The organism is Vibrio atypicus (assembly GCF_009811315.1).
Classification (GTDB): Bacteria; Pseudomonadota; Gammaproteobacteria; order Enterobacterales; family Vibrionaceae; genus Vibrio; species Vibrio atypicus.
This window is the reverse complement of the sequence record NZ_BLID01000009.1, coordinates 25,660-39,803: the sequence shown is the minus strand read 5'-3', so window position 1 is coordinate 39,803 and position 14,144 is coordinate 25,660. Positions and strand designations below refer to the sequence as shown.

General features: G+C 42.4%; 14 protein-coding genes. 5 read left to right on the top strand and 9 right to left on the bottom strand.

Going from position 1 to position 14,144, the window contains the following annotated elements; genetic code table 11:
* Nucleotides 1–12 precede the first annotated feature (12 nt).
* Together GVO60_RS17575 and GVO60_RS17570 are read right to left on the bottom strand one after the other, a co-directional pair.
* Nucleotides 13–1,347: a MotA/TolQ/ExbB proton channel family protein gene (locus GVO60_RS17575; RefSeq protein ID WP_159656374.1), complete on the bottom strand. Its 1,335-nt coding sequence runs from the start codon at nucleotides 1,345–1,347 to the stop codon at nucleotides 13–15.
* Nucleotides 1,344–2,111 carry a DUF3450 domain-containing protein gene (locus GVO60_RS17570; protein ID WP_159656372.1) on the bottom strand — a complete coding sequence of 256 codons (768 nt, stop codon included), beginning with the start codon at nucleotides 2,109–2,111 and terminating at the stop codon, nucleotides 1,344–1,346. The genes GVO60_RS17575 and GVO60_RS17570 overlap by 4 nt, the downstream gene beginning before the upstream one ends.
* A 142-nt stretch (nucleotides 2,112–2,253) precedes the next feature.
* Here GVO60_RS17570 and GVO60_RS17565 point away from each other — a divergent pair, with 142 nt between their 5' ends.
* The gene (locus tag GVO60_RS17565) at nucleotides 2,254–2,769 is read left to right on the top strand and encodes a lipocalin family protein (protein WP_159656370.1); all 516 of its coding nucleotides are present in this window, start codon (nucleotides 2,254–2,256) and stop codon (nucleotides 2,767–2,769) included.
* Nucleotides 2,770–2,803: 34 nt separating this feature from the next.
* Here the strand turns inward: GVO60_RS17565 and GVO60_RS17560 are convergent, their stop codons facing one another.
* Both GVO60_RS17560 and GVO60_RS17555 read right to left on the bottom strand, forming a co-directional pair.
* Nucleotides 2,804–3,757 carry a lactate/malate family dehydrogenase gene (locus GVO60_RS17560; protein ID WP_159656368.1) on the bottom strand — a complete coding sequence of 318 codons (954 nt, stop codon included), beginning with the start codon at nucleotides 3,755–3,757 and terminating at the stop codon, nucleotides 2,804–2,806.
* A gap of 117 nt (nucleotides 3,758–3,874) precedes the next feature.
* Nucleotides 3,875–4,747, bottom strand: coding sequence for a DMT family transporter (locus GVO60_RS17555; RefSeq protein ID WP_159656366.1), 873 nt, complete (start codon nucleotides 4,745–4,747; stop codon nucleotides 3,875–3,877).
* Between the two features lie 140 nt (nucleotides 4,748–4,887).
* Here GVO60_RS17555 and GVO60_RS17550 point away from each other — a divergent pair, with 140 nt between their 5' ends.
* The 3 genes from GVO60_RS17550 (at nucleotide 4,888) to GVO60_RS17540 (ending at nucleotide 7,567) form a co-directional block, all read left to right on the top strand.
* Nucleotides 4,888–5,589: a glycerophosphodiester phosphodiesterase family protein gene (locus GVO60_RS17550; RefSeq protein ID WP_159656364.1), complete on the top strand. Its 702-nt coding sequence runs from the start codon at nucleotides 4,888–4,890 to the stop codon at nucleotides 5,587–5,589.
* Nucleotides 5,590–5,868: 279 nt separating this feature from the next.
* Entirely contained in the window at nucleotides 5,869–6,264 is a 396-nt protein-coding gene (locus GVO60_RS17545; protein WP_159656362.1) for a SulA-like leucine-rich domain-containing protein, read from the top strand.
* A 199-nt stretch (nucleotides 6,265–6,463) separates the two neighbouring features.
* Complete coding sequence (locus tag GVO60_RS17540; protein WP_159656360.1) at nucleotides 6,464–7,567, top strand: phosphoribosylaminoimidazolesuccinocarboxamide synthase; 1,104 nt, start codon at nucleotides 6,464–6,466, stop codon at nucleotides 7,565–7,567.
* Nucleotides 7,568–7,616: 49 nt separating this feature from the next.
* Here the strand turns inward: GVO60_RS17540 and GVO60_RS17535 are convergent, their stop codons facing one another.
* On the bottom strand, nucleotides 7,617–8,063 hold the full coding sequence (locus GVO60_RS17535) for an EF-hand domain-containing protein (RefSeq protein ID WP_159656358.1): 447 nt from the start codon (nucleotides 8,061–8,063) through the stop codon (nucleotides 7,617–7,619).
* A gap of 165 nt (nucleotides 8,064–8,228) precedes the next feature.
* Between GVO60_RS17535 and GVO60_RS17530 the strand changes: the two genes are divergently transcribed.
* Nucleotides 8,229–9,137: a LysR family transcriptional regulator gene (locus GVO60_RS17530; RefSeq protein WP_159656356.1), complete on the top strand. Its 909-nt coding sequence runs from the start codon at nucleotides 8,229–8,231 to the stop codon at nucleotides 9,135–9,137.
* A gap of 6 nt (nucleotides 9,138–9,143) precedes the next feature.
* Here the strand turns inward: GVO60_RS17530 and GVO60_RS17525 are convergent, their stop codons facing one another.
* The 4 genes from GVO60_RS17525 to GVO60_RS17510 all read right to left on the bottom strand — a co-directional run bounded on the left by GVO60_RS17525 (nucleotide 9,144) and on the right by GVO60_RS17510 (nucleotide 14,068).
* Nucleotides 9,144–10,010 carry a YjjW family glycine radical enzyme activase gene (locus tag GVO60_RS17525; protein WP_159656354.1) on the bottom strand — a complete coding sequence of 289 codons (867 nt, stop codon included), beginning with the start codon at nucleotides 10,008–10,010 and terminating at the stop codon, nucleotides 9,144–9,146.
* A gap of 15 nt (nucleotides 10,011–10,025) precedes the next feature.
* Nucleotides 10,026–11,567: a YjjI family glycine radical enzyme gene (locus tag GVO60_RS17520; protein ID WP_159656352.1), complete on the bottom strand. Its 1,542-nt coding sequence runs from the start codon at nucleotides 11,565–11,567 to the stop codon at nucleotides 10,026–10,028.
* A gap of 153 nt (nucleotides 11,568–11,720) precedes the next feature.
* The gene (locus GVO60_RS17515) at nucleotides 11,721–13,604 is read right to left on the bottom strand and encodes a methyl-accepting chemotaxis protein (protein WP_159656350.1); all 1,884 of its coding nucleotides are present in this window, start codon (nucleotides 13,602–13,604) and stop codon (nucleotides 11,721–11,723) included.
* A gap of 167 nt (nucleotides 13,605–13,771) precedes the next feature.
* Nucleotides 13,772–14,068, bottom strand: a complete 297-nt coding sequence (locus GVO60_RS17510; RefSeq protein WP_159656348.1) for a hypothetical protein — start codon at nucleotides 14,066–14,068, stop codon at nucleotides 13,772–13,774.
* Nucleotides 14,069–14,144: the final 76 nt, after the last annotated feature.

Below are 14,144 nucleotides of genomic sequence, written 5' to 3'. Positions count from 1 at the left end.
AGTCCAACATAATTAAGCAACCACCGGTTTTGTTTGACCTTGCTCTGCTTGTTGTGCGACTAGAGCAACACCTTGCTTTTCGAGTATATTTCGCAAATTTTCAGCTTGGGTAGAGAGTACATTGTGAGCCAATAATAATGGCATAGCAGCAATAAGTCCCATGACCGTCGTCACCAGTGCCATCGAGATTCCACCAGCCATAACTTTTGCATCGCCAGCGCCAAATAACGTGATGACTTGGAACGTTTCAATCATCCCTGTTACCGTACCGAGTAGACCAAGCATTGGGGCAAGCGCAGCTAAAAGCTTTAACATAGACAAGCCTTTTTCAAGCTTGGCTTGCTCATCTAAAATGACTTCCAGTAGTCGTAATTCAAGTGCTTCTAAGCTTCTTGGTTTTTGTTCATCATAAACCGCGATAACTCGCCCTAACGGGTTATTAAGCTGTGGTTCAATTAGGCTTAATTGCTTGGCCACTTTTCGGCGGATATTGAAAATAATCACACCACGCACGGCCGCAATCCCTAATCCAACCACCATCAAAGTGATGATCACACCGCCAACAACACCACCTGCTTCAATTCTATCCATCAAAGTAGGCTGATAAGCGTATTGCTGTAAAACTTGTCCTCGCGTTGGATCAATCAAAACTAATGAATGATCGCCTTGCTGCTCGCTATTAAGGTCACTTAACTTCGGCACATGTTTGGGCTGATTAATATAATCCTGAGCTTGCTTGCCATCCCAATGTAGATAACCCTGCTCACCTACCAATGCAAAAGCACCTAGCTTAAGCACCTTTTGAGATTCAACTTTTCCATCAGCACTAACATAGTCAACAAGCACCATCTTGCTTATTTCGCTGTCATAGACTTGCTTCTCCATAACTCGCCATAACTGAACAAGTTGATGGATTGTTGGCAAAGCGCCTTCATCTAAAAATGACGATACCGTGTCTAAACTTGCCTGATTACCAACGCTATTCACGGCTTGATTAAGTTCAGTATTTACCAGCTTGGCATTTTGGCGAGCAACACCGAATACTTCACCTAAGCTGCCCATCTCCAAACGCAGTTTTTGTTCTAAATCCGCTAGCTGCTTTTCGTTGCTAGTAAACGTCTGGCTCAATAACTGGTTCTGCTCATCGAGCTGCTTTTTTTGCACTAACAAGGCGTTTTTACGTTCAAGCAATGTTTTTTCCAGCTGCTCAAACTTCGCTTCTCTCGCTTTGTCATGTAGAGCTTGCTCAGTAGTTTGCTGCTTAACTTGCGCCACCAACGCTTGTTCCGCAATAGTTGGAAACGTAATTGAACACAAGAATAAGCTTAATAGGAGGCGATTAATCATTGTGTTACCTCCTCATCAATACGTTGAACAGGCAAGGTAATAAAGTCCGGTGCAAGTCTTTGATGAGCAATTTGATACGCCTTTTCCAATTCATCTTTTATACCAGTTTCACCCGTTTGCCATTGCTGGGTTATTGAATCCCATTGCCAGTATCTTTCACCGTTCAAACTGCGAGCGATCAGGCTCAATCTACCGAGATGCAATATCTCCACTTCTCGTAGTTCACTATTTATTGTTATACGCTCGGAGTACACCCCTAACTTGTTGCCGTATTCAATTTCAGCTTGATAAGCATCTAAGATGAGACGGTACTTCTCCGCATCACTCACATCAGAGCGAGTCATCAGCTTTTCAAGGCGAGTAATCCGTTCATTTCTTTGCGTTTTTTTAACCGGAACAGTGGTATCTGCGAGGCGTTTTAGTCCATCTAACATGTGATACATCAAAGGGACTAAACCCTGTCGTGTCACTTGTATTTGATTAAGTTGCGAATCGAGACTCTCTTGTTCTTGCTGCTGGCTTTCTAATAAGTGAGTAAGGTGTTTTTGATAAACAGATAAATTGTCGACCTCTGCTTCCAACTGTTCAACCTCAGCCTTTAACCGCTGAATACGTTCATCACTACTATCAATGCGTTTTTGACTCTTTGCTGACGCACTCAAAGATTTGTCTTGAATAGTTAATGCTTGATCAATATCAGAAGCCGCTGAACTAACGGAGGCAAATAGCGTAGAAATGATTAAAACTGGTCTTGTGATGCTCATGAAATATCTTTAACGGATTGGGCAAACAGCCATAATTTGGATTAGTCACATAGTAAAGAGATTACCACAAAGTTCAACTTTACTTCTCATCTCTCTCTTTAGCAGCTAAACTTAGACAACCTACGATAAGCTTTTGATTAATATGAAAAGATACTTTTTATTGTTTGCACTATTTGCCCTCACAGCTTGTACATCAATACCCAAGGGCTTACAAGCAGTGGACAGCTTTGATTCTCAGTTATATTTAGGGACTTGGTATGAAGTCGCCCGATTAGACCACAGTTTCGAACGCGGTTTATCTAATGTGTCAGCACAGTATTCGTTTAACGAAGACGGTAGCATAAACGTGATTAATCGCGGCTGGGATCAAGAAGAACAACAGTGGAGTGAAGCCATTGGCAAAGCGAAATTTGTGAATGATTCAGACGTCGGCCATTTAAAAGTGTCCTTTTTTGGCCCATTTTACAGCAGCTATGTCGTGTTCTATTTAGAGAGTGATTATTCAACCGCGCTTGTTAGCGGTTACAGTCGAGACTATTTCTGGATTCTCTCTCGTTCTCCCCAATTACCTGATTATAAACTGAATAAATACCTTAGAATCGCCGAACAAGCAGGATTCGATAGCAGCAAACTCATCTTTCCATTTCAGGCACAATAACAAATGCCGACACTTCCTAGTGTCGGCAACCAAGTTAGGCTTGAAGCTGGGTTTTCTGTGCGACCTCAGCAACCACATTAGTCACATTCTTCGCTATCTCGAGCAATGCACGGGTTTCTTCTTCGGTAAACGGATGATTTAAAATCGACTCGGCACCATTCCTACCCACAACGGTCGGTAGACTCAAAACTACATCATGAATACCGTATTGACCATTAAGAAGTGTGGCAACCGGCAGAACAGAACGCTCATCAATCATGATCGCTTGAATGATGCGAAATACACTCGCAGCGATACCGTGAGTGGTATTTTGCTTACGTTTAAAGATTTCATAGCCCGCTTGTTTGACTGACTCCAAAAGCTCATCTGCACAAATACGTTCCATATGGTGAGTATCACAATAATAATCAGCAGGTTGACCCGCGATTGAGATAAGGCTTTTTGGCGTAAAACAGTTGCTTCCATGCTCTCCTAGCACATAGCCAAACACATTTTTCGGGTCGAGGTTAACTCGATTGGCAACAATACTCATCAAACGTGCTGTATCAATCACACAACCACTACTGATCACTTTCTCACGAGGAAAGCCGGTATTTTTCGCAATGAAATGCGCGACGATATCGCACGGATTGGAAACTACGATCAATGTTGCTTTTGGTGCAACTCGCTCTACTTCCTTCGCTATTTCAACACCTATTTTGCTGTTAATTTCAGCAAGATCAATGCGAGTCTGGCCTTGTTTGATCTGCGCACCAGCCGTTATCACGACAACATCCGCACTAATCAAAGTAAGATAATCATCCGTTGGCACAATATGCGTATTTTTGGAGAATGTCAGTGCTGCCGTATGACGAAAATCGAACACTTCGCCTTCAGCACGATCGAGGTTTTTGTCCAATAACACCAGTTCACTGACACTGCCTAACGTTAACAGGTAATTACAAATACCTACGCCAACCGCACCCGCGCCAATAACACCAATTTTCATTTCTCTATCCCTGTAAATAGTCCTACAGTAATTCTAATCGCAAAACTATTAATAATGCCAATTTAGTTTCAGCCTCAAATTAAATAACAGGAGATATCTCTAAACTAGATTAAAAACTTAGCGCCGTATTCTAAATAGACGACCATCAGTTCGATAAAAAACAAGCGCCAATAAAATTAATCCGCAACCAATCATTTTGTTGGTAGAAAGTTGCTCGCCATACCAAACAATACTTAGGATCACCGTCCAAATAGGTTCTAGTAACATAATTAAAGCGGCATTACCTGGATTGCAGCCTTTCTGCCCTAACGTCTGCATCACATAACGTAGGCTGGTGGCTAGTAATGCACTAGCCGCAAACCAACCCCAAATGGATGATTCAATCGCGTCAGGGAAGCTCTCTAGCATCGCTGACGCGAATAAGGCGATCACACCTGTGACAAATAATTGAATACACGTCAGTAGCAATACGGGGAGCCTTTGAGCCAGTTTGCTGTTGACGTTAAAATGTAGGGCAAGTAGGCAGGCATTGGCTAAAAACCATATTTGTCCAGGTGCGCTATTCCATCCACCTTTAAGAGATAAGAATGCTAAACCAGCAACAGCGATCGGCATTGCAATCCAAAAGGCTCTCTTAGGTCTCTCTTTAAACAGAGCCCAGGCAACAATTGGCACAATGATCATCGATAAGCTAACAATAAACGCGCCTTCCCCAAGTGTTTCACTGATCGAAATCGCGTGAACCCAAGCCAACAAGGCCAATGCAAGAATCACCCCTCCCCCTACGGCTTGACTAGCTTGTTTAACCGTTAGTTGTGTTAATGGTTTAAGGCAAAGTGGTAATAAACATATAGAGGCCACCAAGAAGCGTAACCCTACGAAACCAAAAGGAGGCAATCCTTGAATTGATTCTTTTGAAAAAATCCACCCCATACCTGCAAGCATCGTTGTCGCAATGAGGATCCAGGCAGCTTTACGTTCAGCGTTCAATATTATTCTCTTATTCTAATTTTATAATTGTGTTATTCGTCGATAGTCTCAGATTTATATCGAAACACCAACAAAGATCTATCGTGCTACAAACATTGCGCGTAATCTTAAAGTGTTAAGTGAACTTCAAAGAAAGAACTATGATCATTATTGGACACCGCGGCGTCGCTGGACGTTTCCCCGAAAACACCTTTTCAAGCATCAACGCCGCAATCGAACTTGGCCTCGAATGGATAGAAGTTGATATACAGCCGACAAAAGATGGCATCTTAGTGGTATGCCATGATCATACCGTTAATCGCTGTAGTAACGGAAAAGGTCGAGTCGATGAATTGACATTAGAAGAGTTACGTAAGCTCAATTTTGCCCACCGTTTTAACTCTAGTATGCCGCCTCAAACCATCATGACTTTGAACGAGTTACTCTGCCTTGCTGACGACAGAGGTATTAAACTCAATCTAGAAGTCAAAGTGGACAAGCATGATGCTCATTCAGTATGCCAACTATTGAGTAAAGAACTGCTCAAACTGAACGTTTCAACTGAGAACATTCTACTCTCTAGTTTTGATCATCAAGTCATCAGAGAACTACATCTACAGTTACCCCAGTTTCCTCTAGCTGTACTTACTGAACGGTTGAGAAAAAAAGATCGCGCACTATTGAAAGAAGTTTCTGCAGTCGGTTGTAACTTAAACCATGTTTGGACCAATCAATCTCAAGTTGAATCGCTAAAAGCAGATGGGTATCAAGTGTGGTGCTACACCGTTAATAATCCTAATCGGTTAAAGCATCTTAAAAACTTAGATGGACTTTTTAGCGACTTCCCAGAACGTTTTTTGTAATCCCCTCATTAAATCGCTGGGCTATCTTACCCAGCGTATTTATACAGTAGTTTTGTCAGACCACTGTATATCCAATGTGCTTTCCCTCACAATATTTCATACTTTCTATTTTTAGCCCCTAACACCACCAAATAAATTAAACCAATAAAAACAACAAGTTAAGAAGAATTACTACCATAGCCCAACTCATATTGAATAAAGACAGAACAAAAATCAGTTGATCAATAAATACAAATTAACTACTGTATAAGCATACAGCATGTATGAAAGGACAGTATTATGATTCAGTTTCAAACTCAAACTCGCTCAGTCTCAAAATTCAACATTCTTGCTCAACCAACGCAGCCAATGAACATTGACGATTCGACACTTTGCCGTTTAGCGGGTTTATCAAACCAAAAGCAATGGATCCTATTTACTGCAGAATGCCCTCGCCCTGACTTCGAGCAATTTGCTTCATACAATGTAAGCTGCAAAAAAATCATCCAAATGAGACCTTCACAAAAGCAAACTCAAGTTGAGATAGTAATAAAAGCGATTAAGTCAGGTAACGCGAGTGCCGTAGTGGCGTCAACAGCTATCTCACATGTAGACCAATGCTTACTACGTGATCTTGGTACTCAATACCAATGCGAAGTATTTTTTGTAGAAAGTGGAATGCATCAGTTCCATTAAATAGCCTTTTTGTCACACTGTCTTTTGCCTCTTCTTTTGAAGGGGCTTTTTGTTTCTTTCATTCTATCCCGGAAACAACAAAATTAGGCAAACGTTTGCTTTTTCTCTAGCAGCGGAAAATAGTTCTGGTATTATGCTTGGCAAATCGAATGCCTATTAAAGGCTTTCACCCATTTTTGACAAAGATAGGAATGTCTAAATGAGTCTCGCTGATCAAGTTCTTGCTGTTAATGACGATCTCCCAATTCGTACCGATAAACCTGTGCACAGTGGCAAAGTTCGCTCTGTTTACTGGCTAACTGAAGAAGACAGTAAGCGTCTTATTCAAGAAAAAGGCTATGATGTTGCTCCAGATGCCCCATTAGCGATTATGGTGATCAGCGATCGTATCTCAGCATTTGACTGTATTTGGCACGGTGAAGGCGGATTGAAAGGCGTACCAGGTAAAGGGGCTGCGTTAAATGCGATCTCTAATCACTGGTTTAAACTTTTCAAAGATAACGGTTTAGCCGATAGCCATATTCTCGATATCCCTCACCCTTTCATCTGGATTGTCCAAAAAGCAAAACCGATCATGATCGAGGCGATTTGTCGTCAATACATTACGGGGTCAATGTGGCGCGCTTATGAAAAAGGCGAACGTGAGTTCTGCGGTATCGAAATGCCAGAAGGACTTGAAAAAGACAAAGCACTGCCAAGTCTACTGATGACACCATCAACTAAAGGCATTTTAAAAGGTATTCCTGGCGTTCCAGAAGCAGATGACGTCAACATTACCCGTAAAAATATTGAAGACAATTTCGCATCATTCAACTTCTCTAAGCAAGAAGATATCGCTCTCTATGAAAAACTGCTGCGCGAAGGGTTTGATGTCATTAGTGATGCTTTATCGAAAGTAGATCAAATCTTCGTTGATACCAAATTTGAATTTGGCTACGTTCACGACGCCGCAGGTAATGAAAAGCTGATCTACATGGATGAGGTTGGCACGCCGGACTCATCTCGTATCTGGGATTCAAGTGAGTACCAACAAGGCAAGATTGTGGAAAATTCAAAAGAGGGATTCCGTCAATTCCTTTTGAACCACTTCCCGGATCCAGACATTCTACTTAATAAAGAACGTATGGATGAGCGCGAAGGCCTTGCTCGCGACAATGACTTGCCTCTTGAAGCCCTAATGGATATTTCTAAAACTTATATTGGAATTGCCGAGAAAATCACGGGGCAAGCCATTCAGCTAAGTGACAATCCAAAACAAGAGATCATTGACATTCTTGGCGCAGAGTATGGCTTAATCGACTAACCGTAAGCACTTAGATTTAAATCAGCACCTTTGAGGTGCTGATTTTCTATTATTTATCCTTACCTTTACCGCCCTTATTTCCACCGCCGCCACGATTACCTTTGTCTTTGTTGCCGCCACTTTTATTTCCCTTACTAGCAGAACGGTTTTCTGTTTTCTTCTTATTATCTAATAAAGCCCCAGTTCCATTCCCAGGATTAGAATACTTTGCGTGAGCAGCTAGCTCAGCTTCTGTTACGAAACCATCTTTATCCTTATCAAACGAAGCAAACGCACTAAGCTTTTCATTCTCTTCTGAATCATCGTCAGACTTTAAACGGAACTCATCAAACTCAGATTGGGAAATCTGCCCATCTTCATCCAAATCCAACAACTCAAATTCTGGCGGAATTTTAGTAGCGTTGTTTAATTCAACTTCCTCTTTTTCAGAGGCTACCACTATTGACGGAGAACACAGAAAGCCAAACAATAATAGTATTTTTAAGGCGTCGCGCATTGTCGCCTCCTTGCTAAACGTGATTACGACTCACTAACAAGTATAGAATGATAATTCAATCAATATAGTAATTTTAAAAAAGGCTCTTATTGATTCTTGAAACCCTCTGCGCTTCTGCATGTTCAAGGTATACTACTGAGCGGCTTTCTTTTTCCGACTAACGATATGGACTTTATTGCACTTTCTCGAATTAGCTTAAAACATCTCACCGTTTTACATGTGATGCTCAGCACCCATAGCGTAACTGGTACTGCCCAAGCCTTGTGCGTTACTCCCTCAAGTATCAGTAAAACACTCTCCCAGTTAAGAATACAATTGAAGGACGAGTTATTTTATCGAGATGGTGCATTGCTAGTCCCAACACCATTTGCACTTAATATTGCGCCGCAGATCCATACGATTTTATCCAGTATGAATGGCATATTGCATCAAGGTGAGTTTAAACCAGAAACATTCAATGGCACGATTTCTCTTTCGATGAGGGAAAGTACTTTTGAGTTGTTCGCAGACAAAATAAGCCAAATATCGACTTCATTGAGCGGTGCCAACCAACTTAAGATTTATGCAAAAGAGCAGATGAATTTTGACGCCTTAATTCGCGGCCAAGTCGATTTCATGATACTGCCTCACGATTTGAGCCAACCTCCGACACGCAGTCGTGATCTTGTTTGGCAGCAACTTGCCAAAGACGAGATGGTCTGTTTAATGAACCCTGCCCACCCTTTAGTTAATCAAGAGCTAACCATTGATTCCTATCTCGCTTTTAAGCATATCGGTATTCAAGATAAAGATTTGTCTGAGCCCTATTTTGAGCAAAACTTGAAACAGCAATATGGGGAAAGAAAAGTCGCCATTTCTGTGGCTGATTTTGGCTCTGCAGCGGTGATGTGCCACCAATCAGATTACCTGCTTACGAGCTCAAAGATGTGGGCAGAAAAAGCATTTCAAGCACGAGAATTAATCCAACAGTCGCTGCCTTTCGAGTATGGCAAGGTCGGCTACAGCTTAGTATGGAATCAAGCGAGCTTAAATGACCCTGCACTACTATGGCTTCATCAACAGTTGTTGAGTTAGCGCATCTTAAAGGTACACTTGAGGCAAATGAATCGTCTGTTCTATCAACACTTTTAAGCGTTGATAGAAGCTTTCCATTTGCGCTTCACTGCATTTCTCCCAATCTAATGCCTCTCCAACTACACCGTGATGTTGAAAAGCGTTCAACCTTATCTGCACAGACGGCGGTAAAGTACGGATTAAACGAGCGATACTAGCAACCTCTGTATCTAAATCACTTTTATTCGGTATATGCAGCAGTCTTAGCTCATGAAGTTTTCCAGCCTCAGCAAGCAGCCTAATACTTGCAATCACTTTATGATTATCTCGCCCCACTAGCCAATGGTGAGTTTCTTGTTGCCATGCTTTTAAATCAATCATCGCTCCATCTAAATAAGGCATCACTCGCTGCCAACCAGATTCACTCAAAAAACCGTTGCTATCAACGAAACAGGTTAAATGAGATAAACTGCTGTCCGTTTTAATAGCTTTGAATAGTTCAACGATAAATGGCAGCTGTAACGTCGCCTCTCCCCCTGAAACGGTAATTCCGCTAATGAAAAGTGCGTTTTTTCGAATCACTGCTAGCAATTCGGTGACATTGTAACTAATTGTTTTCGGGCTTGAGCTGTGCGGACAAACATCAATGCACTTATCGCACTGGGTGCAAACATCTTGATTCCAATTAACTTGATTGTTTTCGCCCGAGGTTAACGCTCCAGCTGGGCAAACAGCCACACAATCCCCGCAATGATTGCAGTGATTAATCGTATGTGGATTGTGGCAGTTGATACAATTGAAGTTACAACCCTGTAGAAAGAGGACCAAGCGATTACCCGGCCCGTCTACACAGGAGAAGTTCAGTATACGACTGACTGTCGCCCGTTTTTCCATTTGAGTCTTCACAATCTACGAATAGGTTGGGGACGTTTCCATGCTAACAACGCGCGGAGTACGTTCCAAGATGCTGGTATTTTTCGCAGCTTCCGCGCCTAAGAAAGTGGTGTTTTTGCGTGAACCAGCCTCTGTAAATTTTTCGATATCAGACAGCTTTATCATGTAACCCGTCACGCGAACCAAATCATTAGAAGCGACATTCGCAGTAAATTCTCGATACCCAAGTTGAAGCGCACCTTTACACAAGTTAAACATCGCTTCAGGGTTGGCTTTAACTGTTTCATCAATGGTCAAAATATCGCTGATGCCCGAGGTATAATATTGATGATGTTCTGCGTTCGCTTGAACGTATGTTACTGGATCAGGTTCTGTGCCATACGGAATTCGAACACCTGGCGTCACCCCTTCATCTAAGCTGATACCACCTTGAGCATGTAGAAGAGCCTTCCCATCCAGCCCGTATTTTACTGGAAACTCATCGACAATCTGTGCCAACTTAGCTGAGATCTGATGGCCTAATGTATTCGCTACTTTTGACTGGCCATACTTTCCGTCTACTGACTCTTTTTCCAGCAGTACATTTACCGCTTCGGCCATTCCGTAAATGCCAAACATTGGCGCGAAGCGTGATTCATCGATTAGACCTTCTTGCGTTAAGAAGCCTTTGAAGAAGTTTGATTTCTCATGTAAATGCGCGCTTCGAGCGTTGATCAACTCAATCATCAATTGACAATATTGGGGTAATACTTCGTTAAGGAAATCGGCTTCGCTCGACGCCTTCAGTGCCACTTCCTTTAGATTCATCCTTACTAACGTGTTTGAACCACCAGCAAGTGGTAACGAGTTATAGCAACTTACAATTCCGAAACGCTTGTCACCAAAGCTCGCGGCATGCATCGGATAATTTGCGATATGCGGTTTGCTGCATTCACAAATATTCGCGGTTGCCTGACGTAACAAATCATCCGATGTTATTTCAGGGTCATACATAAAGGTTAAGTTTGGCGCGATTTGTTTTAGCTCGGCATCGACTCTTAAAATGGTTCGGCAAACAACGTTGTCTTTCGGGCCAATATTCACGTGCATAAAAGCATCAGGAAGTGTTCTGTCTAACATGATCCAGAAGCGTTTCAGCTTTTGATAGATTTCTTCTTCACTCAAGCTACCAATGTATGGCATCAGCACATCGTCCAGCTGACCAAGATAAACCGGAATGTTGGTTACTGAAGGGACATGGTGGTAAATAATGGTGAGCAAGTTTAACGCGTCATCAAAATCTTTTGCGGGTTCCAGCTCTAAGTATTCAGAGCCTTGTTGAAGAAATTTCGCGTAGTCAGGTAATACATAACGCGGCTTAAATGGTGCGTGTCCCTCAAACATGTCACACAAAATACCCTCCTCCATTGCTTTTGCAACGGGTGCGGAGATGTCCATGTATGGTAGATGACTCTCAGCTTCAAGTGCGAGAAAGAGATTTTTCTGCTTAGGGTTGAGGTTCGAATCGGTAACAATTGATTGGATACGTTGCTGAAAAGCGCTAAGTGATGCAGACATGATGATTATTCCTTGTTGTTTGTATGGATTTAATCACTAACGCCTCATGTCTACAAATGAAATTAAGTACTCACCACATTTCCAAATTGGAAATATAAAGACAATAAAAAGCCCGATACGAGATCGGGCTAATTTGACCAACCTTAAGCGGAATTACAGCTTGAAGCGTTGAATCTCTTGCTCTAGTTCATGAGACAGTTCCGATAGCTGCGCAGCTTGAGATGCAGCATCGTGCGCTTCATCGGCCAAGTCATTAGAAACATCACGAATACCAACTGTATTGCGTGTGATTTCAGATGTTACCGACGCTTGCTCTTCCGCAGCAGAAGCAATCTGAGTCGCCATATCGCTAATACGTTCAACCGCAGTTTGAATTTGCGTTAAGCTGACGGCAGCAGAGTCTGCATCCCCTACACTCGTATCCGCTAGCTGACGGCTATCACCCATGATACCCACAGCTTTACCTGTTGTACCTTGAAGCGTTTCGATCATCTGTTGAATCTCTTTCGTCGATGCGTGAGTGCGTTGACTTAGAACACGAACTTCATCTGCAACAACCGCAAAACCACGACCTTGCTCACCAGCACGTGCTGCTTCAATCGCTGCGTTAAGAGCAAGTAAGTTAGTTTGTTCAGCGATATCTTGGATAGTCGAAAGAATCGTACTGATGCTATTGCCGTGTGTTTCTAGCTCTTGAATCACTTCTGTCGCAACTTGAACTTCTTGCGCTAAGTTTTGAATAGAACTCTGAGTCTGAACCACCTGTTGACCACCGTGAACACACGCTGTTACTGCTTCAGATGAGTTTTGAGCAGTATGATCAGCGTTGCCCGCGATTTCTTGTGTTGCTGCCGCCATCTCATTAATAGCAGTCGCCACCATATTAATTTCATCTTGCTGGTGACGAATACGAGCACTACGCTCTTCTGCATGTTGAGCCGTTTGCTTCGCTTGTTCAGACAGTGAAGCTGAAACTAGGCTTAGCTTAGATACCATGGCGTGCATGTTGCCAACAAAAGTATTGAAGTTAGTTGCTAGTTGACCTACTTCATCGTCGCTGCGAGGTTCTAAGCGCTGGGTTAAATCCCCTTCACCTGATGCGATTTCTTCTAGCGCTTTAGACACTCGGCCTAAATCACTGAATAAAAAGTTCACTAACCAAGAAACCACCATAACTACGATTAGCGTAATGACAATCGCAGTAATAATTAAGTCACGTAAAAGCTCAGTGTGTGCTGCTTCTTCTGTTGTACGGTCCATTTCAATGGCGAAGATCCACTGCGTGTTAGGTACTTGTCTAAAGAAGTAGAGCTTCTCGCTGCCATTACGCTCTACGATTTCAATAGAGCTCGTACTTGCAGCCTCTTCGATAGCACGAAGTGTTAACTTATTAGACAATGTGGTGACTGGCTTAAGCGTCAGATCTTTATTTGGGTGAGCTAGGAAAGTCCCGTCTTGGGTATCAATCAACATCGCATAAGCGTTGTCACCGGCATCAAGGTTGATCACGTCATCAATCAACTGATCGATAAGAACATCTGCACCAACAATGCCGACAAACTCACCGTTGCGACGCACAGGTTCAGCTATCGTTACAAGAAGAGCATTGGTGATCGCATCTTTATACGCTGTAGTAATAATTTGACGACCTGCCGCGTTGGCATCTTTATACCAAGGGCGAGTACGTGGATCATAATCAGCGCGATTACGTTCTGGATGTGAACGATACATGCCACCTTCCGGTGTGCCTAGGAAAATGTCATCAAAACCACCCGCTTTACGTGATTGCTGAAGGTATGGGACAACATCAACTTCCTGACTGTAGTCGTTAAATGCGCTAGAGATGTTTTTTCGGATTTCAATCCAATCAGAGATTCCCTCTGAGGCTGCGGTTGCTAGACTTTCTGCGCGGGCATATACGCCATTACGGGTTTGTTTAAAAAGTTGGTCTGCAGAGAGCCATGTTAGTGCACTTGCCATAAGCACTACGGCCAATAGACTTGCACCAATCAATTTTTGCTTGAGTGATAATTTCATGGATAACATTCGCCTGGAACAGTGGAAAGGTGCGCATATTATCGACATTTTACACAAGATGCACGAACATTTGACACCAAACAACTGCCTGTAAATAGCTGAATTACTTACAAAATATTGACGTCATCTTTACGTCGAAAAAATCAAACTCAGCAATAAACCGATAACTATTTAGTTACAACCTCTTCTCCTAAATGCTCACCGTTTGCTTCTGGTTGACCGTGTATTGAATAATACCGGTCAAGTAGCTCTTTGCCGTAAATAACCTCGGTTTGCATATGCATGACTAACAATACAGAAGCTAAAACAAACGAAATGATATTAAATCTTTTGGTTATCCTTGCTCGTTTTGTTGGAGAATAAATTGCGATTTGAAGAGTAACGAGAATGAAAGGATAAAATATGATGAGAGCTAACAATCCTCCCAAGTAGTTGGAGATCGCCATTGGTGTGTCAAAACCCATAAACTTTTTCCTCATTCGATGTGGTAAGACCACTATAAACTAGGCGAGGCACATAGGTTGGTCGTGACAATCAAAT

Bases quoted from the DNA above. Each gene is read 5' to 3' on its own strand.
- GVO60_RS17545 (WP_159656362.1), top strand. From the start codon at position 5,869: ATGATTCAGTTTCAAACTCAAACTCGCTCAGTCTCAAAATTCAACATT.
- GVO60_RS17525 (WP_159656354.1), bottom strand. From the start codon at position 10,010: ATGGAAAAACGGGCGACAGTCAGTCGTATACTGAACTTCTCCTGTGTA.
- GVO60_RS17540 (WP_159656360.1), top strand. From the start codon at position 6,464: ATGAGTCTCGCTGATCAAGTTCTTGCTGTTAATGACGATCTCCCAATT.
- GVO60_RS17575 (WP_159656374.1), bottom strand. From the start codon at position 1,347: ATGATTAATCGCCTCCTATTAAGCTTATTCTTGTGTTCAATTACGTTT.
- GVO60_RS17550 (WP_159656364.1), top strand. From the start codon at position 4,888: ATGATCATTATTGGACACCGCGGCGTCGCTGGACGTTTCCCCGAAAAC.
- GVO60_RS17565 (WP_159656370.1), top strand. From the start codon at position 2,254: ATGAAAAGATACTTTTTATTGTTTGCACTATTTGCCCTCACAGCTTGT.
- GVO60_RS17515 (WP_159656350.1), bottom strand. From the start codon at position 13,604: ATGAAATTATCACTCAAGCAAAAATTGATTGGTGCAAGTCTATTGGCC.
- GVO60_RS17530 (WP_159656356.1), top strand. From the start codon at position 8,229: ATGGACTTTATTGCACTTTCTCGAATTAGCTTAAAACATCTCACCGTT.
- GVO60_RS17510 (WP_159656348.1), bottom strand. From the start codon at position 14,068: ATGGGTTTTGACACACCAATGGCGATCTCCAACTACTTGGGAGGATTG.
- GVO60_RS17535 (WP_159656358.1), bottom strand. From the start codon at position 8,063: ATGCGCGACGCCTTAAAAATACTATTATTGTTTGGCTTTCTGTGTTCT.
- GVO60_RS17560 (WP_159656368.1), bottom strand. From the start codon at position 3,757: ATGAAAATTGGTGTTATTGGCGCGGGTGCGGTTGGCGTAGGTATTTGT.
- GVO60_RS17570 (WP_159656372.1), bottom strand. From the start codon at position 2,111: ATGAGCATCACAAGACCAGTTTTAATCATTTCTACGCTATTTGCCTCC.
- GVO60_RS17520 (WP_159656352.1), bottom strand. From the start codon at position 11,567: ATGTCTGCATCACTTAGCGCTTTTCAGCAACGTATCCAATCAATTGTT.